The 21,048-nt window shown below is 59.1% G+C and carries 22 protein-coding genes and 2 pseudogenes; 12 read left to right on the forward strand and 12 right to left on the reverse strand.

Annotated features, from left to right (window positions below; genetic code table 11):
- Window positions 1–7 precede the first annotated feature (7 nt).
- The 5 genes from rng to BST95_RS17760 all read right to left on the reverse strand — a co-directional run bounded on the left by rng (window position 8) and on the right by BST95_RS17760 (window position 4,562).
- A complete protein-coding gene (gene rng, locus BST95_RS17740; RefSeq protein WP_066050591.1) occupies window positions 8–1,465 on the reverse strand; it encodes a ribonuclease G in 1,458 nt (485 codons plus the stop codon).
- Window positions 1,462–2,070 (reverse strand): Maf family protein, encoded by a 609-nt coding sequence (locus tag BST95_RS17745; protein ID WP_084200768.1) that lies wholly within the window; start codon window positions 2,068–2,070, stop codon window positions 1,462–1,464. Before BST95_RS17745 ends, rng begins: the two co-directional genes overlap by 4 nt.
- Before the next feature lies 1 nt (window position 2,071).
- Window positions 2,072–2,464 carry a rod shape-determining protein MreD gene (mreD, locus tag BST95_RS17750; protein WP_240500228.1) on the reverse strand — a complete coding sequence of 131 codons (393 nt, stop codon included), beginning with the start codon at window positions 2,462–2,464 and terminating at the stop codon, window positions 2,072–2,074.
- A 97-nt stretch (window positions 2,465–2,561) separates the two neighbouring features.
- The gene (gene mreC / locus BST95_RS17755) at window positions 2,562–3,419 is read right to left on the reverse strand and encodes a rod shape-determining protein MreC (RefSeq protein WP_308428298.1); all 858 of its coding nucleotides are present in this window, start codon (window positions 3,417–3,419) and stop codon (window positions 2,562–2,564) included.
- A gap of 105 nt (window positions 3,420–3,524) precedes the next feature.
- The gene (locus BST95_RS17760; RefSeq protein ID WP_066050600.1) at window positions 3,525–4,562 is read right to left on the reverse strand and encodes a rod shape-determining protein; all 1,038 of its coding nucleotides are present in this window, start codon (window positions 4,560–4,562) and stop codon (window positions 3,525–3,527) included.
- A 237-nt stretch (window positions 4,563–4,799) separates the two neighbouring features.
- Here BST95_RS17760 and gatC point away from each other — a divergent pair, with 237 nt between their 5' ends.
- The 4 genes from gatC to BST95_RS17780 are packed head-to-tail and all read left to right on the forward strand — an operon-like array spanning window position 4,800 to window position 8,312.
- The gene (gene gatC, locus BST95_RS17765) at window positions 4,800–5,087 is read left to right on the forward strand and encodes an Asp-tRNA(Asn)/Glu-tRNA(Gln) amidotransferase subunit GatC (protein ID WP_066050602.1); all 288 of its coding nucleotides are present in this window, start codon (window positions 4,800–4,802) and stop codon (window positions 5,085–5,087) included.
- Between the two features lie 29 nt (window positions 5,088–5,116).
- A complete protein-coding gene (gatA, locus tag BST95_RS17770; protein WP_084200770.1) occupies window positions 5,117–6,583 on the forward strand; it encodes an Asp-tRNA(Asn)/Glu-tRNA(Gln) amidotransferase subunit GatA in 1,467 nt (488 codons plus the stop codon).
- Window positions 6,583–8,025: an Asp-tRNA(Asn)/Glu-tRNA(Gln) amidotransferase subunit GatB gene (gene gatB / locus BST95_RS17775; RefSeq protein WP_084200771.1), complete on the forward strand. Its 1,443-nt coding sequence runs from the start codon at window positions 6,583–6,585 to the stop codon at window positions 8,023–8,025. The genes gatA and gatB overlap by 1 nt, the downstream gene beginning before the upstream one ends.
- The gene (locus BST95_RS17780; protein ID WP_084200772.1) at window positions 8,022–8,312 is read left to right on the forward strand and encodes a PA4642 family protein; all 291 of its coding nucleotides are present in this window, start codon (window positions 8,022–8,024) and stop codon (window positions 8,310–8,312) included. Before gatB ends, BST95_RS17780 begins: the two co-directional genes overlap by 4 nt.
- Window positions 8,313–8,317: 5 nt before the next feature.
- Here BST95_RS17780 and BST95_RS17785 read toward each other — a convergent pair whose 3' ends face one another.
- Window positions 8,318–8,746 (reverse strand): MAPEG family protein, encoded by a 429-nt coding sequence (locus BST95_RS17785; RefSeq protein ID WP_084200773.1) that lies wholly within the window; start codon window positions 8,744–8,746, stop codon window positions 8,318–8,320.
- A gap of 76 nt (window positions 8,747–8,822) precedes the next feature.
- Here BST95_RS17785 and BST95_RS17790 point away from each other — a divergent pair, with 76 nt between their 5' ends.
- The 3 genes and pseudogenes from BST95_RS17790 to dapE all read left to right on the forward strand — a co-directional run bounded on the left by BST95_RS17790 (window position 8,823) and on the right by dapE (window position 11,368).
- Window positions 8,823–9,179, forward strand: coding sequence for an ArsC family reductase (locus BST95_RS17790; RefSeq protein WP_084200774.1), 357 nt, complete (start codon window positions 8,823–8,825; stop codon window positions 9,177–9,179).
- 23 nt (window positions 9,180–9,202) lie between these two features.
- Window positions 9,203–10,221, forward strand: a pseudogene (dapD, locus tag BST95_RS17795) (2,3,4,5-tetrahydropyridine-2,6-dicarboxylate N-succinyltransferase).
- A gap of 13 nt (window positions 10,222–10,234) precedes the next feature.
- Window positions 10,235–11,368, forward strand: a complete 1,134-nt coding sequence (gene dapE, locus BST95_RS17800; protein WP_102106173.1) for a succinyl-diaminopimelate desuccinylase — start codon at window positions 10,235–10,237, stop codon at window positions 11,366–11,368.
- On the opposite strand, the gene BST95_RS17805 is transcribed toward dapE, so the two are convergent.
- From BST95_RS17805 to BST95_RS17815, 3 genes are read right to left on the reverse strand one after another with little or no spacing between them, the layout of a single operon-like run.
- Window positions 11,354–12,112 carry an SDR family NAD(P)-dependent oxidoreductase gene (locus tag BST95_RS17805; protein ID WP_084200776.1) on the reverse strand — a complete coding sequence of 253 codons (759 nt, stop codon included), beginning with the start codon at window positions 12,110–12,112 and terminating at the stop codon, window positions 11,354–11,356. The two genes, dapE and BST95_RS17805, sit on opposite strands and share 15 nt — an antisense overlap.
- 60 nt (window positions 12,113–12,172) lie before the next feature.
- Window positions 12,173–13,003 carry a class I SAM-dependent methyltransferase gene (locus tag BST95_RS17810; RefSeq protein ID WP_084200777.1) on the reverse strand — a complete coding sequence of 277 codons (831 nt, stop codon included), beginning with the start codon at window positions 13,001–13,003 and terminating at the stop codon, window positions 12,173–12,175.
- Window positions 12,948–14,240 (reverse strand): hypothetical protein, encoded by a 1,293-nt coding sequence (locus tag BST95_RS17815; RefSeq protein WP_084200778.1) that lies wholly within the window; start codon window positions 14,238–14,240, stop codon window positions 12,948–12,950. Before BST95_RS17815 ends, BST95_RS17810 begins: the two co-directional genes overlap by 56 nt.
- Before the next feature lie 93 nt (window positions 14,241–14,333).
- On the opposite strand from BST95_RS17815, the gene BST95_RS17820 reads away from it, so the two are divergent.
- Together BST95_RS17820 and BST95_RS17825 are read left to right on the forward strand one after the other, a co-directional pair.
- Window positions 14,334–14,831 (forward strand): leucine-rich repeat domain-containing protein, encoded by a 498-nt coding sequence (locus tag BST95_RS17820; RefSeq protein ID WP_084200779.1) that lies wholly within the window; start codon window positions 14,334–14,336, stop codon window positions 14,829–14,831.
- Window positions 14,828–15,709: a lysophospholipid acyltransferase family protein gene (locus BST95_RS17825; RefSeq protein ID WP_084200780.1), complete on the forward strand. Its 882-nt coding sequence runs from the start codon at window positions 14,828–14,830 to the stop codon at window positions 15,707–15,709. Before BST95_RS17820 ends, BST95_RS17825 begins: the two co-directional genes overlap by 4 nt.
- Here the strand turns inward: BST95_RS17825 and BST95_RS17830 are convergent.
- The 3 genes and pseudogenes from BST95_RS17830 to dapA all read right to left on the reverse strand — a co-directional run bounded on the left by BST95_RS17830 (window position 15,706) and on the right by dapA (window position 18,396).
- Window positions 15,706–16,461, reverse strand: coding sequence for an MBL fold metallo-hydrolase (locus BST95_RS17830; protein ID WP_084200781.1), 756 nt, complete (start codon window positions 16,459–16,461; stop codon window positions 15,706–15,708). The two genes, BST95_RS17825 and BST95_RS17830, sit on opposite strands and share 4 nt — an antisense overlap.
- An 8-nt stretch (window positions 16,462–16,469) precedes the next feature.
- Entirely contained in the window at window positions 16,470–17,525 is a 1,056-nt protein-coding gene (gene bamC, locus BST95_RS17835; protein ID WP_066050640.1) for an outer membrane protein assembly factor BamC, read from the reverse strand.
- Window positions 17,525–18,396: pseudogene (dapA, locus tag BST95_RS17840) on the reverse strand (4-hydroxy-tetrahydrodipicolinate synthase). Before dapA ends, bamC begins: the two are co-directional and overlap by 1 nt.
- A gap of 171 nt (window positions 18,397–18,567) precedes the next feature.
- Between dapA and BST95_RS17845 the strand changes: the two are divergent.
- Genes BST95_RS17845 through BST95_RS17855 form a run of 3 tightly spaced genes read left to right on the forward strand, consistent with a single transcriptional unit; the run spans window position 18,568 to window position 21,038 of the window.
- Window positions 18,568–19,074, forward strand: coding sequence for a DUF3806 domain-containing protein (locus tag BST95_RS17845; RefSeq protein ID WP_229801621.1), 507 nt, complete (start codon window positions 18,568–18,570; stop codon window positions 19,072–19,074).
- Between the two features lie 60 nt (window positions 19,075–19,134).
- Window positions 19,135–20,265, forward strand: coding sequence for an MlaE family ABC transporter permease (locus BST95_RS17850; RefSeq protein WP_084200782.1), 1,131 nt, complete (start codon window positions 19,135–19,137; stop codon window positions 20,263–20,265).
- Entirely contained in the window at window positions 20,265–21,038 is a 774-nt protein-coding gene (locus tag BST95_RS17855; RefSeq protein WP_169843992.1) for an ABC transporter ATP-binding protein, read from the forward strand. Before BST95_RS17850 ends, BST95_RS17855 begins: the two co-directional genes overlap by 1 nt.
- The last annotated feature ends 10 nt before the right edge of the window (window positions 21,039–21,048 follow it).

The raw sequence follows: 21,048 nt of genomic DNA on the forward strand, positions 1-21,048 counted from the left end.
TGAGGACTTAGAGAAGTACAATGTCAAAGTGTTCCGGATTGCTGTGAGGTTCTACCCGGAAGCTGATGGTCTTACCAATGAATTCTTCCAAATCAGCGACATTGGCGGACTCTTCATCCAGCAACCTGTCCACCACACCCTGGGTGGCCAACACCATGATGTCGGCCGTGTCATAGGCCCTGGCGTCGCGCATAATTTCACGAAATATCTCATAGCAGACGGTTTCGGCCGATTTCAGTACCCCGCGTCCCTGGCAAACCGGACAATCTTCGCACAGGACATGCTCAAGGCTCTCACGCGTGCGCTTGCGCGTCATTTCGACCAGGCCGAGCTCAGATACGCCGGTAATCTTGTTGCGCGCGGGGTCTTTCTGCATGGCCTTTTCCAGGGTCCGATGCACCTGGCGACGGTGCTCCTCATCACGCATATCGATGAAATCAACGATAATAATGCCGCCCAGGTTGCGCACCCGCAGCTGCCGGGCGAGCATGGTTGCCGCCTCGAGATTGGTCTTGTAAATCGTTTCTTCCAGATTGCGCCGGCCGACAAATGAACCGGTGTTCACATCGATGGTCGTCATCGCCTCAGTCTGGTCGATAATGAGATAGCCACCTGATTTCAGCTCGACCTTACGCCCCAGGGCGCGCTGAATTTCGTCTTCGATGCCGTGCAGGTCAAACAGCGGGCGCTCACCGGGATAGTGCTCCAGCAGCCCCGATACCTCCGGCACATAGTCACTGCAGAACTCCTGCAGGGCCGTAAAACTTTCACGACTATCGACCAGGATGCGACTCACGCCGGGGCGAGCCAGATCGCGCACAGTGCGCATGTGCAGCGGCAGATCGGTGTACAGTAGTTCCGCTTTGGTCGCCGCTTCGGCACGCCGGGTGACCGCTTTCCAGAGACGCTTGAGAAAACGCAGATCGGCACGAATTTCGTCGAGACCCGCTCCTTCCGCAGCGGTGCGCAAAATGTAACCGCCTTCCTGCGCCATATCCTCCAGTTCCAGCCCCTCAGCCAACAGTGCCTGCAGACGCTCTCGCTCAGCGGCATCGTCGATGCGCTGCGAGACACCGACATGCGAAGTTTGCGGCATAAATACCAGATAGCGCGAGGACACCGAGAGCTCGGTCGTCAGGCGGGCTCCCTTGGTTCCCAGAGGTTCCTTGGTCACCTGAACAATGACTTTCTTGCCGTCGTGCAGATGATCGCGAATTGAGTCGGAACTGCGACCGCCAGCGACATAAATATCCGAGACATGGATAAAACTGGTTCGCTCCAGACCAATTTCGACAAAGGCAGCCTGCATGCCCGGAAGCACCCGAACAACTTTGCCTGCATAGATATTCCCGACGATACCGCGATTCGCACTGCGCTCGATGTGGATGTCCTGGGGGGCGCCATTGTCGACAACCGCTACCCGGGTTTCCATGGGCGTGACATTGACCAGGATTTCTTCGCTCACTCACTACCTCCCATGTCTTCAGTCCGCTCCAGTCGCGTGGTGACACCGGCCGCTGCCAGCAGCTGCCAGGTCTCATGGAGAGGCAGGCCGACGACATTACTGTAGCTTCCCTCGATGCTGCTGACAAAAGCCCCCGCCAGCCCCTGGATGCCATATCCGCCGGCCTTGTCCCAGGGCTCGTCTGTGGCCAGATAGGCCTCACACTGGGCCCGGGTCAGCTGGCCGAAACGCACGCGCGTCTCAACCAGGATTTCTTCGGATTGACCATCCTCACAGCACAGGCAAACCGCCGTCATGACGCTGTGCCAACGTCCGGACAGGCGCGCCAGCATGGCAAGGCCGTCAAAGTGATCAACCGGTTTTCCCAGGACATCATCTTCAATGACCACCGAGGTGTCGGCGGCAAGCACGGCCAGTGCTTCACCGGTATGCCGCCCGGCTACCGCGGCGGCTTTCTCTCTGGCCATCCGCAGTACATAGTCAGCGGGCTTTTCGCCGACATTCACGGTTTCGTCGATATCCGCCGACTCCAGATCAAACTGCACGCCCAGCTGTGCCAGCAGTTCGCGACGGCGTGGCGAGGCCGATGCAAGCAGCAGGCGCATCTCAGCTCACCCGATAGTGGCGCCGGGCACCACGCAGAATATGCAGCACAAACGGCCACAGCAACGCACTGGAGAAGGCCGGCAACAGGAACAACAACGTCGTTGCACCCGCTCCCTGCAGGTTCTGGACCCACTGGCAAATCATTTGGTTAATGCCCACCAGGACAAACACGACGCCCGCCTGCTGCCCCAGGCTGAACACACGCAGCCTCTGATAAAGGGTCATGGACAGTGCGGCCACCACCGCCAGCGCGAAGGCGTTTTGCCCAAGCACGGCGCCCTCGAGAATATCGAGCATCACCCCCAGCAGCAGCCCGGTGACCATACCCACCCGGTGCGGCAAGGCAATGACCCAGTAGATCAACACCACCGCAACCCACTCGGGGCGCCCCATGCCAGCCACAGCGGCAGGGGCATGACGGCCAATACCAGCGCGACAAAAAAAGAGACCAGAATGGCCCAATAACCGTGCGCACCCTGCTCAACCAAGGTCAGCCTTCCCGAGCAGGAGTTGGAGTGAATACCAGTAGCACGTGACGACTGCGATCCAGCGCCGCACTGGGCATGGCAGTAATGTATGCAAACGGCTGGCCGGGGTCGCGCTCTATTTTGTCGACCACCGCCACCGGGTAACCGACCGGAAAACGCCCGCCCAGACCCGATGTCACCAGCAGGTCACCCTCCTGGATATCCGTCGTCGCTGATACGTGATGGATTTCCAGTGATCCGAGGCTACCAGTACCCTCCGCAATGGCCCGGACGCCGTTGCGGTTAACCTGCACTGGAATGGAGTGGGTAGCATCGGTAATCAGCAGTGCGCGCGAGTTGATCGGGCTGACCTCGACAATCTGACCCAACAAACCGTCCGCATCAATGAGGGGCTGGCCGACATATACGCCGTCCATTTCACCCTTATTGAGCACCAGTTGGTGACGAACTGGATCGGGTGATACGCCGATCAGCTCCGCAACCAGTACGTCATCGCGCAATATCGCGCTGGAATTGAGCAGTGCTCTCAGGCGAACATTTTCGGCCTGCAGCGATGCCATTTGGTGGGAGCGCCCCTGCAGTACCAGATTCTCGCGCTTGAGGCGGGCATTTTCTTCCTGCAGGTCATCTCTGGAGACGAGATTGTCCTCATTCCACTCGGCCATCCGCCCGGGAAGATCCGCTACCCAATAAACCGGCGCGGCAGCGATTTCCATCACTGAGCGCGTGGATTGCAGGGCGTTATAGCGTAAATCGGCGACAATCAGGACGGCGAGTAGCACCACTGCCAGTAGCAGGCGCAACCCCAGGGTAGACTCTTTGACGAACAGTGGCTTGATGACAATTCCTATTCTGGCAATTCAGGCATCAGCCCCATTCTACTGCAGGAGCGACTGGGGTCGCGAACAAATTCGCGCGGCCGCAGGCAATGGTTGACCGCACTAGCTGCGCGGCCAGAAATCGCCTTATTCGGTAGAGAGCAGATCGATGGTTCGACGATCCATCAACTCCATGGCCCGGCCGCCACCGCGGGCTACACAGGTCAGGGGATCTTCGGCAACGATCACGGGCAAGCCGGTTTCCTCGGAGATCAGTCTGTCCAGATCGCGCAGCAATGCGCCGCCGCCAGTAAGCACGATACCGCTCTCGGCGATATCGGCAGCGAGCTCAGGGGGAGACTGTTCAAGCGCGGACTTCACGGCCTGCACGATGGACGTCAGGGGGTCCTGCAGTGACTCCAGGATTTCATCGCTGTTGAGCGTAAAGCTGCGCGGCACACCTTCGGCCAGGTTGCGACCACGAACATCGATTTCACGCAACTCACTGCCCGCAAAGGCACAGCCGACCTCGACCTTGATGCGCTCTGCTGTGGCATCACCAATCAGGCTGCCATAGCGGCGCCGCACGTGGGAGACAATAGCCTCATCGAACCGGTCGCCGCCGACTCGCACGGAGTCGCGATAGACGATGCCGTTGAGGGAAATAATCGCAATTTCCGTGGTGCCACCACCCACATCCACCACCATACAGCCGGTGGCTTCCTCCACGTCCAGACCTGCACCAATGGCAGCCGACATGGGCTCTTCAATCAAGCGTACCTCGCGCGCACCGGCACTGAGTGCAGATTCGCGAATCGCCCTGCGCTCAACCTGGGTCGACATGCAGGGCACACACACCAGCACTCTGGGGCTGGGGCGGATAAATTTACTTTCGTGAACTTTGGCGATGAAGTGCTGGAGCATCTTCTCGGTGACCTGGAAATCCGCGATCACGCCGTCTTTGAGAGGGCGAATGGCGGTGATATTACCAGGTGTGCGGCCGAGCATACGCTTGGCCTCGGTGCCCACGGCCTCGATGGTCTTCTGACCATTGTGGATCCGGATGGCGACTACCGATGGCTCGTCCAGCACAATACCCTTGTCGCGAACGTAGATCAGGGTATTGGCCGTACCCAGATCAATGGAGAGGTCATTGGAGAACACTCCACGCAATTTCTTCAGCATTAAAATTTACTACCTTATGACTAGGATGGAGAACTGGGCTGGACAGACCGCGAAGCTCCCTACCAACCGCACCAAATTGCTCCCTGAGAGCCAGATTACGGGCGATTTTGACCGACTTATATGTTGTCGGCTTATTCGAGCAACTGTATCAACGCCGGGGATTTTGGGCAAGGCGCAAATGTGATAAGTTTACGCCCCCTGCCGCCCCCGGGGCGGCCCTCCTCTGGTTATACAAGCATGGCTATCGAGCAAGACGAAATAGAGAAAATTGCGGAACTCGCACGCATCCGCATCGGCGCCGACCAGATCGGCGAAGTAACCCAGCGAATTACCGAGATTCTCGGCATGGTGGACCAACTCCAGGCCGCCGATACCGCCGGGGTGGAGCCCATGGCCAACCCGCTGGACGCCACGGCGCGCCTGCGCGCGGACGAGGTCACCGAACTCAATCGCCGCGACGCCTTCCAGGCCATCGCACCCGCCACGGAAGACGGGCTGTATCTCGTCCCCAAAGTTATCGAATAAGCGGCCTGCGCCGCCTCAGGATTATCTCCATGCACCAATTGACTGTTGCCGAGCTGTCCGCGGGATTGCGAAACAAACGCTTTTCCAGTGTCGAGCTCACCAGCACTTATCTCGGCCGTATTGAGCGGTTGAACGGCGATCTGAACGCCTTTATCACCGTAGATCGCGAAGCGGCGCTTGCCGCTGCCGCCGAGGCCGACACCCTGCTGGCCAGCGGCCAGGGTGGCCCACTGACGGGTGTACCCATTGCCCATAAAGACATCTTCTGCACCGAAGGCATGCGCACCAGCTGCGGCTCGCGCATACTCGACAACTTTGTGCCCCCCTACGACGCCACCGTGATTCGCCGCTTCCGCGACGCCGGCGCAGTCATTCTGGGTAAAACCAACCTGGATGAGTTCGCCATGGGGTCCTCCAACGAGAACAGCTTCTACGGCGCTGCCCACAACCCCTGGGACCTGTCGCTGGTTCCAGGCGGATCCTCGGGCGGCTCTGCCGCTGCCGTCGCTGCCCGACTCGCCCCGGCAGCCACCGGTACTGACACCGGCGGCTCCATCCGTCAGCCTGCGGCGTTCTGTGGCATCACCGGCCTCAAGCCGACCTACGGCCGAGTCTCGCGCCTGGGCATGATTGCCTATGCCTCTAGCCTCGATCAGGGCGGCCCCATGGGCCATACCGCCGAGGACTGCGCCCTGCTGTTGAATGTAATGGCCGGGCACGACCCTCTGGACTCCACCTCTTCCGAACAGGCCACCGAAGATTATACAGCTGCACTGAACAACGACCTGCAGGGCCTGCGCATCGGTTTGCCCGCCGAATATTTTGGCGACGGACTGGATCCGGCAACGGGCGAATGCATTCAGGCAGCGCTCAGGGAACTTGAGGCCCAGGGCGCCGAGCTGGTGGAAATTTCCCTTCCCAATGCCGCCCTGACGATTCCGGCCTACTACATCATCGCGCCGGCGGAGGCCTCCACCAACCTGTCGCGCTTTGATGGCGTTCGCTACGGCCACCGCTGCGACACCCCGGCCGACCTGCACGACCTGTATACCCGGACCCGGGAAGAGGGTTTTGGCGACGAGGTGAAGCGCCGCATTCTGGTGGGCACCTACGCGCTCTCGGCCGGCTACTACGACGCCTACTACAAGAAAGCACAGCAGGCACGCCGCCTGATCCGCGACGACTTTATGGCCGCCTTCGACAAAGTTGATGTTATCGCCGGCCCCACCACACCAGGTCCGGCTTTCGCACTGGGCGCCAAGAGCAATGACCCGGTTGCCATGTACCTGGAAGATGTCTACACACTGGCCGTCAACCTGGCCGGTCTGCCGGGCATCTCCACCCCAGCAGGCCTGGTTGATGGCAAGCCGGTGGGCCTGCAACTGATTGGTCGCCACTTTGAAGAATCGCGTCTGCTGAACGTGTCACACCGCCTGCAGCAGGCCACCGACTGGCACAAAGCCATGCCTGCCATCGCCGAAGGAGGTGCCGCCTGATGCAATGGGAAACAGTCATCGGCCTTGAAGTACACCTGCAACTGGCCACGCAGTCGAAGATTTTTTCTGGCTCACCAACCACGTTCGGTGCCGAAGCCAACACCCAGGCCAGCGCAGTCGATCTCGCCATGCCGGGCATGCTCCCGGTACTGAACAAAGAGGCGGTGCACATGGCCGTCATGTTCGGCCTGGGTATCGGCGCCGAGATCGGCATGCGCTCAGTATTTGATCGCAAGAACTACTTTTACCCAGACCTGCCCAAGGGCTATCAGATCAGCCAGTTCGAGGCACCGATCGTCGGCACGGGCACGTTTGAGATCCAAGTGGAAGACGGCAGCACCCGCGAAATCGGCATTACCCGCGCCCACCTCGAGGAAGACGCCGGCAAATCGCTGCACGAAGACTTTCATGGCATGAGCGGCATCGACCTCAACCGGGCCGGCACACCATTGCTGGAAATTGTCTCCGAACCAGACATCCGCTCGGCGGTGGAGGCGGTGGCCTACCTCAAGGCCCTGCACAGCCTGGTCACGTATCTGGGCATCTCCGACGGCAATATGGCCGAGGGCTCGATGCGCTGCGACATCAACATTTCCCTGCGCCCGCACGGTCAGGAAGAATTCGGCACTCGGGCTGAAATCAAGAACGTCAACTCGTTCCGCTTTGTAGAGCGCGCGATTCGCCACGAGATCGAACGTCAATCCGACATACTGGAAGACGGCGGCAAGGTGGTCCAGGAGACCCGCCTGTACGACCCCGACCGCGACGAAACACGCTCTATGCGCAGCAAGGAAGTGGCCAACGATTATCGCTACTTCCCTGAGCCAGATCTGCTGCCTGTCGTCATTGACGAAGCCTATGTCCAGGCCGTCCGCGAGAGTTTGCCAGAGCTGCCCACCGCCAAGCGCGACCGCTTCATGGCGCAGTACAATCTGTCTGCCTATGATGCGAATGTGCTCGCAGGCAGCATTGCGCTGGCCGACTACTATGAGTCGGTTGTCGCGGCCTGTGGCGATGCCAAGATTGCCGCCAACTGGGTGCAGGTTGAGCTGCTCGGCCAGCTGAACAAGGTCGAACAGGAGATTACTGCCTCGCCCGTCAGCGCGGATGCACTGGGCAATCTGATCGCCCGCATTCTCGATAACACCATCTCGGGCAAAATTGCCAAGCAGGTGTTCGAAGCCATGTGGCAGGGTGAAGGCACGGCGGATGAAATTATCGACGCCAAAGGGCTGAAGCAGGTGTCCGACACAGGCGCCATTGAAGCCATGGTCGATGAAGTCATCGCCAACAGCGCCGCACAGGTCGAGCAGTACCTGGCGGCTGACGACGCCAAACGAAAAAAACTGGTCGGCTATTTTGTCGGCCAGGTTATGAAAGCCTCTAAGGGCCAGGCCAACCCTGGCATGGTTAACAAACTACTTGCGCAGAAACTGAAATGAAGAAAGACAAACAAAAAATTATCGACGAAGTCTGGACCGAAGACCACGTTCGCAGCTTCCTGAATTTCCGCCCTCACGACGGCAGCAATGAGGATTTCCACATCCTTTTGAAGGCATACCAGAGCATGCGCGCCGACGACTTTGCGCTATTTCTTGGCATGTTTACCGAGCAACAGCGCGATGTGAATGCTGCAGGCCGCGATGGCCGCACGGTACTCGCCATTGTCAGCGAGCACCGCAATGGCAGCGCCTACGCCGACATACTGAAGAGCGCCGGCGCAGCATAAGGCCGCTACATCGCGGCGAGCACCGCCCTCATCACCATTGCCCACAGGGCCAGGCTGGCGATCAAGTAAGCCAAAAATCGGTGTAATACCCGGTTGTAACTGCAGTGAATCAGTGAGTGCAGAGCTCGCAGCGCGACGAATACCCAGGCGCAGGTCACGTGAATATTGTCCACCTGCCCCAGGACCATCAGGTACAGGCAGACCACATAGAACAGCACCGGCAGCTCGAACATGTTCTTGAAGTTGTGGCTGGCTGAGGAGGATTCCGGCGGAATCTGCGCTGCGACCTGGTCTGGCGAGCGCACATCTTCGATATCAATGGCGTTGGCTGTCATGTACCCCCCACGCTGGACAAACATGTAGATCCAGACCAGCAGTGTCAGGCTCAGCATACCCAGCATAGGCAGCGCCAGGGAGTGGTCGATCGATTCCATTTTTTCACCTCGGTTATTGTGATTTTTTGCTATGCTAGCGCCCCCTTGATTTTCATACTCAGCCACAGGAACGCCAGTGATTACGCTCTACGGTATCAAAAATTGCGACACGGTAAAAAAAGCCCGCAAGTGGCTCGACGAAAAAGGCATGGATTACCGCTTTCACGACTTCCGCGCCGACGGCGTTGACGCCGATCAGGTAGCCAACTGGCTGGACAGCCTGGGCTGGGAGACGGTGGTCAATCGTCGCAGCACGACCTGGAAGGGCCTCAGCTCCGAGCAGCGCGAGGGAATGGATCGAGACAGCGCACTGAGCGCGATTGTCGAGGAACCCACACTGGTTAAACGCCCCCTGCTGGACACCGGCGGCGAATACCACTGCGGTTTCAAGGCGGATCAGTACGCCCAGATATTCAATCACCACACCCTCTGACAGGGCAAGAACAGGACAACAACATGACAGATGCAGCCTTTGCCTTCGGCCTCGGCGTCGGCACACTCAACGCCAAGGGCGAGTGGCTAGAAATTTTTTATCCGCAGCCGGTTCTCAATCCATCGGCAGAACTGGCGGCTGCGGCAGATCACTGTGACAGCGGCGCTGTATTGACACCAGAACAACTGCGCGAGATCGAAGACAAGCTTACTTCTGCCGGCGAGACAGAGCTGGCAGCATTCGCGAATCGCATGCGCAACAGCGGCCGCCCCGCCGCCGCAGTGTTGCTCAAGGAAGATACGGCCCCGGTAACGTACCTGAGGGATATCTCAAACTGCACCTGCTGTCTCACCGTCTGGTGAAGCCCCACGGTACCGACCTGACCGGTCTGTTTGGCGTGTTGCCCAATGTGGCGTGGACCAGCGAGGGCGCTATCGATCTCGAGGAATTGCCCGAGCGTCAGATGGCCGCGCGTCTGCGCGATGAAGTACTGGAAGTGAGCTGCGTCGACAAGTTCCCGAAAATGACCAATTACGTGGTCCCCGGCGGCGTGCGCATTGCCCACACCGCGCGCGTGCGCCTGGGTGCACACCTGGGCGAAGGCACCACGATCATGCACGAGGGCTTTGTTAACTTTAACGCGGGCACCGACGGCCCCGGCATGATCGAAGGGCGGATCTCCGCAGGCGTGAAGGTCGGTGCAGGCTCAGACCTTGGCGGTGGCTGCTCCACCATGGGCACACTCTCTGGCGGTGGCAACATTGTGCTTTCCGTTGGCCAGGAGTGCCTGATCGGCGCCAATGCCGGCATTGGGATTCCCCTCGGCGATCGCTGCACCGTGGAGGCAGGACTGTTTGTCACCGCGGGTACCAAGGTTGCTATGCTCGACAGTGAGGGCAACACCGTTGAGACGATTAAGGCCCGCGACCTGGCCGGTAAAAACGATCTGCTGTTCCGCCGCAACTCCGCCAATGGCGCGGTGGAATGCCTGACCAACCGCTCCGCCATTGAATTGAACGAAGAGCTGCACGCTCACAACTGATTGAGTGACCAACGTGGATAAGACCCTGGAATTATGTTGCGACCTGATTCGACGCCCTTCGGTCACCCCGGAGGACGCCGGCTGCCAGGCGATGATGATGGAGCGATTGACGGCCATCGGCTTCGACTGCACCCCACTGCCTTTCGGCGAAGTCGAAAATTTCTGGGCCACACGCGGCGATGCAGGCCCCATCCTGGTCTTCGCCGGCCACACCGACGTCGTCCCCACGGGTCCACTGGAGCAGTGGAATACCCCGCCCTTCGAACCCACCCTGATCGGCGATACCCTGTTCGGCCGCGGCACTGCCGATATGAAGGCCAGTCTCGCGGCAATGGTCGTCGCCTGTGAGGAATTTGTCGCTGAACACCCCGACCATCACGGACGTATTGGTTTCTTGATTACCTCTGATGAAGAGGGGCCGGCCGTAAACGGTACGGTGCGCGTTGTCGAACATCTCACCAATGCCGGCGAGCAGATTGACTGGTGCCTGGTGGGTGAACCTTCCAGCACGGCCTCCCTCGGCGACGTGATCAAAAACGGCCGCCGCGGGTCACTCAATGCGCGACTCACGGTGCACGGCGTTCAGGGGCATATCGCCTACCCACACCTGGCATCCAACCCCATTCACTCCATGGCACCGGCGCTACAGGCACTGACCGGGGAAATCTGGGACGAGGGTAACGACTTCTTCCCCCCGACCTCTATGCAGGTATCCAATATCAATGGCGGCACCGGTGCCACCAATATTATTCCCGGCGAGGTAGAGGTGGTGTTCAACTTCCGCTTCTCAACCGAAGTGACCGACGCTGAATTGCGTCGCCGCACCGAAGACATTCTGAATGCGCATGCGCTGGACTACAGCATTGACTGGAATCTCAGCGGCCAGCCTTTCCTCACCTCCAGCGGCGCCCTGGTAGAGGCGGCGGTGGCGAGCATTCGAGATGTCACCGGTACAGAGACCGAGTTGTCGACATCAGGCGGCACGTCCGATGGACGGTTTATCGCGCCCACCGGAGCTCAGGTGGTAGAGCTGGGCCCGATTAACGCCACTATTCACAAGCTCAACGAGGAGGTTAACGCGCCGGACCTGCCGCGTCTCACCGCCATCTACAAAGGCATTATGGAGCGGCTGTTAACCGCCAACTGACGTCAGCATGGCCTGAGCACCCATACGGGCAATATCGCCATTGCCTGTACCGGGAATCACAAACAACTGGCCGCTACCCAATGCGGCCAGACTGGCGGCGACGACTTCCCCGCTCTCCGCCCACATCTCATCGGGGAACCGGGAACCGTCAAAGCCCTGCTCGGTCATTGAGTCGTGGATCTCGGTGCGCACCAGCCCGGGGCACAGCGCCTGCACTTCGATACCCTGATCGGCAACCTCTGCCGCCAGCGATTGCGAGAAATAGTTCAGGAACGCTTTGGTCGCCCCATACACGGTCAGGCCCGGTCCGGGCACAAATGAGCCCAGCGACGACACATTGATAATCGCGCCACCACCGGCCTCAGCCATAAAACCAATCGCTGCACGACACAGGGTGATGGTCGCATCGCAATGCAGGGCCAGCATACCTCGCTGCTCTTCAATAGCAGAATCAGCGAAGTGCCCGTAGGGGCTGTAACCTGCATTGTTCACCAAAATATCGACCGGCCCCTTCTGGCGTAACATCTCCATGGTGTGGGCAACCCCCTCGACAGTCGCCAGGTCCGCCGCCACAGCGTGAACCTCGCACTCTGCCGCCAACTCCTCCGCCAGCGCCTCCAATCGATCCAGGCGACGCGCTACCGCGATAATCACATCACAACGGGATGCCAACTGGCGACAAAACTCTATGCCGAGGCCAGACGAAGCGCCTGTGACCAGCGCGATAGTTTTCGAATCAGGCATGCGATATCCATCAGGTGTTATTTAAGAGCCGAGGATCATACCCCGTGATCAGGGTGGGTGTCAGGCCAGAGCGCGCAACACATGAACATCATAGCGCACAGCCTTGCCCTTTATACTGTGCGAGGGCTTCAGCTCATCGAGAAAGCCCGCCTTGGGCGGCCGCTTAACGACGACTCTGGCCACATCCTGGGCGAGGGCCCAGTGCAGCAATCCAGCCTGATCCTGGTTGTCGTCCTGCAGCAGAAACTGGAACAGCGCCATCTCTTTCTTGACCGCTGCGCTCTTGTCTCGGGCGGGAAACATAGGATCGAGATAAATCACATCCCGAGGATCATCTACCCGCTGCGGCGCCAGAGTACTGTCACCCTGCCAGAGCACCATCCGTCCGGCGACCTCCTGCAACCACGAGTCACCGCGAACGGCCCGCGCCAGGCCGTCACTTAACAGGCTCTGAATCAATGGGTTGCGCTCACACATCAACACATGGCAGCCAAGGTCTGCCAGCACGAAGCTGTCCCGTCCCAGCCCGGCAGTGGCATCGACCACATGCAAGCTGGATTTTTTCCCCACCCCGACAGCACGCCCCAGTAACTCATTGTGACCTGACTGGCGCCTGTGACGCATATCTGCGGCGCCAAAATCCACTGTCACTGGCCCCGGAGCTCTCCGCCCGGTCAATTGCAGGGACAATCCGTCACCGCAATGCAGGAGCAGATCAAACTCAATGCAATCCCGGGCCACGGTACCCACCGGCAGAACTGGCAGATTCAGTTGCTCTCCCAGCGTTTCCGCTGTGGCCAGATAGACAGGATCCGCCGGTACAATGCCAGCCGTATTACTCCTCGCCAACGCCACCCTGCCTGCGCCTGGCGAGCAGTTGTGCCAGGTCATCAAACAATTCCTCAGCTGACGCGGCGGGCTCCAGCGCTGAATCAGGCACGACAGCCTCCTGGCGCGGCTCGGGAGCCGCCGTATCCGTCATTGCGCTGTTCAGGCGCGCTTGTTCCAGACCCAGTTCAAGCCTACTGCCCTCGAGGTCGAGACTCACCTGAAGATTGTGCGCGTACCGCGACAGACCGTGTTTATCGGTAATCAGCAGGCGGAATATCTGGCGCGTTGCATCGCAATCGAGATATTCAGTGAGCTGGCACCGCATGGCATTGAGGCGCTTACCGGAAAGTTGCACGCCTGCCAGTGCTGCCAGCCCTCTGTTACAAGCGCTGACAAATGCCGGCGCCGGCACTTTCTGGGAACCCAGATTGCTGTCGACAATCGACGTATCAAATTCTCCGACCAAGATCTGCTCGGCCACTGCGGTGTCGACCATACGCGCCAGCTCAATCGTGACATCACCGACGATATAGCTGAATACGGACGGGTTAACGCCCGCAGCCTGATAGAGCTCATAGTGCCCACCCACATGATAGGCCGTGCGTATTCTCGGGACGGTGTTGCCTTTGGACGCGGCGCGAGCAACCGCGTTATCGGCAACGACCAGTAACATGAAGTAGAACAAATCGCGATTTGCCTCCGGCCCGAGACTTTTGTTCCAGACGTAGTAGCCATCACCGGTGGTGGTGCGGGCAAAATCAATATCAATGCCAATCGACGCCAGCTTGTTATAGGCGGAGTTAAAGGAGTAGGACAGACTGTTGAGCTGGCTCGCCTGTTCAAACGGCGTGAACAGCGAAAACTCAACAATATCGAACAGCAGCACCGCACGGCTATCAACATAACTGACGCCATAGCGGCAAATCATTTGTTCAACTGCGTTGAGCACAGCGGCCCCATCACTCAGTGGTGAGCTCAGTTTAATAAAGATGGGCGCCACCTCCAGACGCTTCGAGATAGCAAACATATCGTCGCGACTGCGCCGCCGACTGCCGGAAATCAATTCGCGAACAAATTCCTCGTTGTCATGGTTATCGCCAGCACAATAGTTGCCGAGAAAGTAGTGGGGCACCATGACCACCAGCAGACCGCGTTCGTCAGCGCTCCAGCACAACACAATATTCTGGCCAAGACGCCACTGCTTACGCAGGGTTTGCTCGAGAGTTTTGAGATTACCCCGCTGCACGATGGACATCGCGGCGGCATCGGTATGGGTATTACTGCCTTTCTCGTCCATTTCTATTCTCTTTTCCTCCGTGCTCAGGTGTTATTATAGAAACCCTGATGTGACCGGGCCAAGGCCCTCACCCATTGTAAGGAGAACTCTGCAGTGATCCAGAGAATTCTGACGGTGACTGCGCTGCTGCTCCTGGCAGGCTGCGGCAGCTACGATCTTTCGGTAAACGATCGCGTGGTGTACACGCCCCGCCCGCTATTCAGTGAATACACGATAGCGGACCCGGCACTGGCCAGCTGCGTACAAAACGAGATTGAACGCCTGAACATCACCCATGCCAGCCAACTACGCGACCTGAACTGTTCGGATTCGGACGTTGCAGACCTCTCCGGGATCGAAGTATTCACTGGGCTCAGCAGGCTCATCCTGCGGGACAACAGCATTACCAGCGTCGCACCGCTGGACAAACTCAGTCTGGTGATTGAACTGGACTTACGCAGCAATCAAATTGTTGACCCCCGCCCGCTTTACGACCTGCCAGCGCTGCAGAGCCTGGACTTGCGCGGCAACGGCTCCCTTACCTGCCCCGGCGGTGGCGCCCTGCTGCAACTGAATACACTGACACTGCCCGGCCACTGCCCGCAACGATGATTTATCGCCTCATCGCCTTTCTGCCATTCCCGCTGCTGTATGTCACGGCGTGGTTGGTCTATGTACTGCTGTACCACGTGGCCAGATATCGGCGCAAAGTCGTCAGCGAAAATCTTGCGGGGGCATTTCCGGAGCTGTCAGAAGCCGAGCGGGCGGATATCGGCAGGCGTTTCTATCGCCGCCTCGCCCAGGTAGCGCTGGAGATCCTCAAAGCCCGCCGGATGCAGCGGGATGAATTTCTCGATCGTATGAAGGTGCTCAACCCTGAGGTTTTGCGCAAGGCCAGCGAGGACCACACCCGCTCCGTGATTGTTGTCACCATCCACCAGGGTAACTGGGAGTGGATGCTGCATGGCGCGGTAGCCGAGCTGGGCATTCCCATTGACCCCGTGTACAAGCCGCTGCACAACGCTCAGGTTGATCAGCTGATCTATGACATTCGCAGCCAGTTCGGCTCACGCCCACTGGCCATGGACAAGGCCACCCGGGACATTCTCGGACGCCGCAGAGAATTCAGAATCTTTGTCATGGTGGCCGACCAGTCGCCCATTCGCAGCGAACGCGGGTACTGGACGACCTTTATGAATCAGGAAGCCAATTTTTACCTGGGTACGGAGACCATCGCTAAAATGACAGGCTTTCCCGTGGTTTTTGCCCAGTGCCATAGACGCAGCAAGGGACGCTATGAAATCGAGTTCCATGAACTCGCCGAGCGGCCCTACGACAAGGAATCCCACGTCATCACCGACCGCTACGTGGCGCTCGCTGAAAAAGCCATTCGCGAAGATCCCGAAAGCTGGCTGTGGAGCAATCGTCGCTGGAAGCGCGATCGCGCCGCCGAAGAGGCCGCCGAGCAGGCTCAGGAACCGTCCTCCTAAACCTCCAGCCAGCCAAAGCCGTCGGCCTGACAGGCCCAGATTATATTGCGGGCACACTCACCCACCGGCTGCAGAGCGGCTTCCGCCAGCGGCCGCGCATTATTTTGTTCGCTGATGTGGGCAATCACCAGGTGGCTGAGGGACGCTGGCGCCAGGTGCCCGAGTAAATCCGCGGCCTGCATGTTGTTCAAGTGCCCCCAGTCACCGCCGACCCGGCGTTTCAACTGGGGCGGATATTGGCCCGCCTGAAGCATGTCTTGATCGTGGTTGAACTCGAGCACGAGCGCGCCACAGTGGCGATAAGCCTCGACGACATGCGGCGTAATACAGCCAAGATCGGTCAGAATCCCCAGGCTGAGGCCAGCTGCATCAAACCGGTACTGGCAGGGTTCGGCTGCGTCGTGGGGCACTCTCACCGTCTGCACGGAAATGTCACCGAGGGCGAAACAGTCCTCGCTGTTAAAGCAGCGCAACTCATAGGCACCGTCACAGCGCCCGCTGCCGGCAGTGCCGTGGGAAAGGTATACAGGGATGTCGAACTTGCGTGACAACTTGGCAACGCCCGCACAGTGATCGCTGTGCTCGTGAGTCACCAGAATCGCGGAGAGGTCGTCAGGGACAAGGCCCAGTCGGGCCAGGCGGCGAGTGGTTTCCCGCACGGAGAAACCACAGTCCACCATCAATAGTGTGTCACCGGCCTGGACCAGGGTCGCATTACCCTTGCTGCCAGACCCGAGAGATGCAAAACGCACTACAGGCCCTAGTTGATATTACCCTTGATCAAACTGAGCATGGCCTGTTGCTCACGCTTGGTGAACGCGATCTCTGAATCTTGCGGCCGCAGGAAGATCGCCATGTTGTTGTCGTCTTCACGCTTGAGGCTGATCACAAACGTCTCGCCCACGTGAGGCTGATCATCGTCAGAGTCCCACAGCCAATCGAACCAGCTGCTTTCCTCAAGCGCAGCCTGACCCAGGAATACCGCAAAGTAGTCGCCGGTGCTGCGATCCCGATCCGAAATCTCGAAGGTCGATTTCTCAATCGCCCGGCCCAGTGATGCCCAGGCACGATCGTAGGGCAGTTCCAGCGCTATATAAGGTTCACCGGCTGCAGTCTCCTGCAGGGCGATCTTACCTGTGGCATTAATGGTCTGGTTGGCCACCATGGATACCTGGGCGCTGCCTGCGGCGTTGGCAATGTACTGTGCCAGGGCGCGCAACATTTCGGTTTCCTGATCGGGGTTATCCGACGTAGAGGGCCAGTTATCGACATCGCCCGCCTGGATCATCTGCAGCACATGCAGCTCACTGGTACCGCGCTGAACCCCCTGGTCGATGCGAATTCTGAAGCGGCTGGCAATAGGCTGTGACTCCAGCTCCAACCAACCGGTCTCCATAAGACCCGCACGCGCGTCCACCCGGGCCACCGAAATACCCGCGCCCGTCAGAAAACTGCGCACCTGTGGCCAGACTTCTCCAGGAGCTTCTGCGACCAGTGCCCACTGCTCGGCACCGAGCCGCTGAATACGCACCAGCTGATCGGAGTTACCCGCGACCAGTGGCGTAGGGCGTGGCACCTCGAAGTCGCCCGCCAGTACCACATCCTGTTCCACTTCAGGGATTGGATAAATTTCCTGCAGCGACCGCGAGTCCTTGCCATCCGGAACTGCGATCACGGGGACTTCTTCGGCTTTTTTATAGTCTTGAGAACGATCGGGGAACATGCCCCCGTCGCCAAACAGATAGCCGCAGCCGCTCAGTGCTGCCGCCAGGGCAATAGACGCTGGAATGCGCATCGCTGTGCTTAGTGAAATCATTATACTCCTGCAGCCTCCAGCGCGGCTCGAACGTCGGCGTGGTATTGCTCGTCCAACACGGTCAGTGGCAGGCGAATGCCCTCGCCAATCAACCCCTGTTGCGCCATGGCCCATTTCACGGGGATTGGGTTGGCTTCCAGGAACAGCGCGCTGTTGAGTGGTGTCAGCAATTCGTTGATGGCACTGGCGCCCTCGCGATCACCCGCCATGGCCAGCGCACACAGCTGTGCCATTTGCCGGGGGCAACATTCGCGGTAACCGAGATGTTGCCCTTACCACCGGCCAACATCAGGTCCATTGCAGTGGGATCATCACCAGAGTAAACGGCAATCTCATCGCCGCATCGGGCGATTAAGTCACGACCGCGCTCCCGATCGCCCGTGGCATCCTTGATGCCTACAATATTCCGGTGTGTCGCCAACTCGGCAACGACCTCGTTGTCCATATCGACAGCAGTGCGACCGGGCACGTTATACAGAATCTGAGGCACATCAACAGCGTCAGCTACCGCCTTGAAGTGTGCATAGAGGCCTCGCTGAGTGGGGCGATTGTAGTAAGGAGTGACCAACAGGCAGCAATCGGCGCCGGCATCGGCAGCGGCGCGTGTCAGTTCAATCGCCTCGCGAGTGGCATTGGCACCGGTGCCAGCCATGATCGGAATGCGGCCAGCCACAGAGTCAACACAGAATTTAATCACTTCACAGTGTTCGGGCACACTCAATGTAGCGCTTTCGCCGGTGGTTCCCACCGCACCAATAGCACCTGTACCCGCCTCGATGTGCAGTTCCAGGAGCCGCTCCAGGGCCGCCCAGTCCACGCCACCATCTGCATTCATGGGCGTTACCAGGGCAACTATGCTACCGCTAATCATTTACTGTCTCCGATACTGATCCAGGGCCGTCCGAAACTGCTCGCCCGAGGGAAGAGGGCCATTATCCATGTAGGGGGCGGAATAACAACCGCGTCAACGCCCCGGCAGCGCCCTTTCGCTAAGCCGGCGGGGGACCTAGAATGGCTACTCAAACCCCATGGAATCGTCCCTATGTATAAATTCCTTGCCTCACTGTTCATGGCCGCGCTAATCACAGCTGCACCGATCGCGGCGGCCGACGAGGATGAACTGCACATCAGCGAACCCTCCAAACTGGACCTGGGGTATCTCCAGCAGCAGCGTGACCTCATGGGCAATCTCGTGGCAAGCGAGTATGGCCGCCGTTTCCAGATGGTGAAACGCAATGATCTCGAGCTACTACAACGGGTTATCGACGACCGCCTCATTGCTCCGGGACAAACCCGCGAACTGCAGGCAATGGGTGTAGTAATGGGCGACCTGTTGGCAAAAGAGCACGATCTGCACTGGGTCATTTACGAGGATAAGATCGGGCGCAGCCGCGCATTGCGCTATCGCAACACCGATACCTTTGTGTTCCCAATGACCATGATTGCAAGGCGCTACGAAGTAGGGAATACCGAATCGGTGGCTGATATCTACGCCCGCGCCGAGGCCGCCATCCAGGCAGGCAAACCACCCCTGCCCTACCAGCAGTAAATCATTGGTATTCGCTGAGCTTGGCAGTAGACTGATGGCAAAGGGCTGATCACGAACCGCATGGACTCCAACCCGGCTGGCTTCCAACTTCTCACTGAGGATCCCGACCAGGCGATCCTGGAGCTCTCGGGCGACTGGGCCCAGGGAAACGCACACCGCGACTTTTATATTCTCCGGGACGAGTTACCCTTCGTGCAGAGCAAGAGCCTGATCGTCGACGGCTCTGCCATTTGCCAGTGGGACTCAGTCCTGATGGCGTTTCTCCTGCAATGTTTCAATCAATGTCGCGATGCCGAACTGGCGTTCAGCACCCGGGACATGCCCGAGGGCGTCGAGCGCCTGCTGAGCGTGGCGACTGCCGTTCCCGAGCACACGCCCCCGGACCCTCCCCCCACATCCGTATGGAAGCAATTGAACCCAGCGGGGCTGCTGAGGACATTCTGGAAGCGAACACGGGAAACGCTGGCCTTTATCGGCGAACTCAGCGTCGCGCTGGTCAACCTCGTCCGCGGCCGGGCCAACACCCGCTACACCGATTTCCGGCAGTTTTGCTATCAGGCCGGGCCCAATGCCTTTGCCATTATCAGCCTGACCAGCCTGCTGGTCGGTATGATTCTGGCCTATCTGGGTGCGGTGCAGCTGCAGCAGTTCGGCGCGGAAATCTATGTGGCCGACCTGGTGGTTATCGGCATGCTCCGCGAAATGGGCGTATTGATGACGGCAATTGTGATGGCGGGACGCACCGGCGCCGCCTATGCCGCGCAACTGGGCACCATGCAGACCAACGAAGAGATTGACGCAATCACCACCATGGGAATTTCGCCCATGGAATTTCTCGTTGTGCCACGCATGCTGGCTCTGGTGGTCATCATGCCGCTGCTGACCGTGTACGCCAATCTGCTCGGCATTATTGGCGGCGGTATCGTCGCCGGCGGCATGGGAATCACACCACTGATGTATATCGCTGAAGGCCAGACCGCTCTGCACATGAACCATATCCTGGTTGGCATGTGCAAAAGCGTGGTGTTCGCCATTCTGATCGCGGCCGCTGGCTGTCGCGCTGGCATTAACAGCGGCCGCAGCTCTGCCGCAGTCGGCCAGGCCGCCACCGAGGCCGTCGTCACGTCTATCGTTTATCTGATCGTGGCTGATGCGGCGATTAATATCATTTGCCAGCAGGTGGGTATCTGATGGATACCCATATCGCCGTTCGCGGCCTGACCATGGCCTACGGATCATTGCTGATTCAGCGCGACTTGAACTTCGACATTCACCGCGGCGACATTTTCGTCATCATGGGCGGCAGTGGTTGCGGTAAAAGCACCCTGCTAAAACACATGTTGGGGCTGCTGCCTCCCGCCTCCGGGGACATACTTTATTCCGGTGACAGCTTCGTGAACGCCACCGCTGACCACCGCGAGGCCATGCGCCGCCGCTGGGGCATTACCTACCAGTCCGGAGGCTTGTTCAGTGCTATGACCGTGGGTGGCAACGTCGCGCTGCCGCTGCAGCTCTACACAGACTTTGCCGCGGACGATATCGCCGACATTGTGGCCTATAAGCTCGCCCTCGTCGGGCTCGCGGGTTATCAGGAGTACTATCCCTCGGAGATCAGTGGTGGCATGCGTAAACGCGCTGCCCTGGCCCGCGCCATAGCCCTGGACCCCGAGATATTGTTTTTTGACGAACCCTCCGCAGGACTGGACCCAATCAGCTCCCGGCTATTGGACGAGCTGATCGTACAATTGCAGGAATCCATCGGCGCAACAGTGGTCATGGTGACACATGAATTGCCGAGTATTTTTGGCATTGCCACAAACTCGGTGTACCTGGATGCACAAAGCAAAACCATGATTGCCTACGGCGATCCCCGTGAATTGCGTGATCACAGCGACCAGCCGGTCGTGCGACAATTCCTGGCCCGGGAAAGCGCGAGTGATTCAGAGCAGGCCGCGGTGAGTTGAGCAGAAAAAG

It is taken from the genome of Halioglobus japonicus (assembly GCF_001983995.1).
Classification (GTDB): domain Bacteria; phylum Pseudomonadota; class Gammaproteobacteria; order Pseudomonadales; family Halieaceae; genus Halioglobus; species Halioglobus japonicus.

What these genes read in the sequence shown, in the direction of transcription:
- mreD (WP_240500228.1), bottom strand. Translation starts at nt 2,464, where the DNA reads ATGGGGCGCCCCGAGTGGGTTGCGGTGGTGTTGATCTACTGGGTCATT.
- BST95_RS17810 (WP_084200777.1), bottom strand. Translation starts at nt 13,003, where the DNA reads ATGACCTGGCACAACTGCTCGCCAGGCGCAGGCAGGGTGGCGTTGGCG.
- BST95_RS17760 (WP_066050600.1), bottom strand. Translation starts at nt 4,562, where the DNA reads ATGCTGAAGAAATTGCGTGGAGTGTTCTCCAATGACCTCTCCATTGAT.
- BST95_RS17805 (WP_084200776.1), bottom strand. Translation starts at nt 12,112, where the DNA reads ATGCCTGATTCGAAAACTATCGCGCTGGTCACAGGCGCTTCGTCTGGC.
- BST95_RS17815 (WP_084200778.1), bottom strand. Translation starts at nt 14,240, where the DNA reads ATGGACGAGAAAGGCAGTAATACCCATACCGATGCCGCCGCGATGTCC.
- BST95_RS17845 (WP_229801621.1), top strand. Translation starts at nt 18,568, where the DNA reads ATGTATAAATTCCTTGCCTCACTGTTCATGGCCGCGCTAATCACAGCT.
- BST95_RS17785 (WP_084200773.1), bottom strand. Translation starts at nt 8,746, where the DNA reads ATGGAATCGATCGACCACTCCCTGGCGCTGCCTATGCTGGGTATGCTG.
- bamC (WP_066050640.1), bottom strand. Translation starts at nt 17,525, where the DNA reads ATGATTTCACTAAGCACAGCGATGCGCATTCCAGCGTCTATTGCCCTG.
- BST95_RS17855 (WP_169843992.1), top strand. Translation starts at nt 20,265, where the DNA reads ATGGATACCCATATCGCCGTTCGCGGCCTGACCATGGCCTACGGATCA.
- BST95_RS17780 (WP_084200772.1), top strand. Translation starts at nt 8,022, where the DNA reads ATGAAGAAAGACAAACAAAAAATTATCGACGAAGTCTGGACCGAAGAC.
- BST95_RS17825 (WP_084200780.1), top strand. Translation starts at nt 14,828, where the DNA reads ATGATTTATCGCCTCATCGCCTTTCTGCCATTCCCGCTGCTGTATGTC.
- BST95_RS17850 (WP_084200782.1), top strand. Translation starts at nt 19,135, where the DNA reads ATGGACTCCAACCCGGCTGGCTTCCAACTTCTCACTGAGGATCCCGAC.
- gatB (WP_084200771.1), top strand. Translation starts at nt 6,583, where the DNA reads ATGCAATGGGAAACAGTCATCGGCCTTGAAGTACACCTGCAACTGGCC.
- gatC (WP_066050602.1), top strand. Translation starts at nt 4,800, where the DNA reads ATGGCTATCGAGCAAGACGAAATAGAGAAAATTGCGGAACTCGCACGC.
- BST95_RS17745 (WP_084200768.1), bottom strand. Translation starts at nt 2,070, where the DNA reads ATGCGCCTGCTGCTTGCATCGGCCTCGCCACGCCGTCGCGAACTGCTG.
- gatA (WP_084200770.1), top strand. Translation starts at nt 5,117, where the DNA reads ATGCACCAATTGACTGTTGCCGAGCTGTCCGCGGGATTGCGAAACAAA.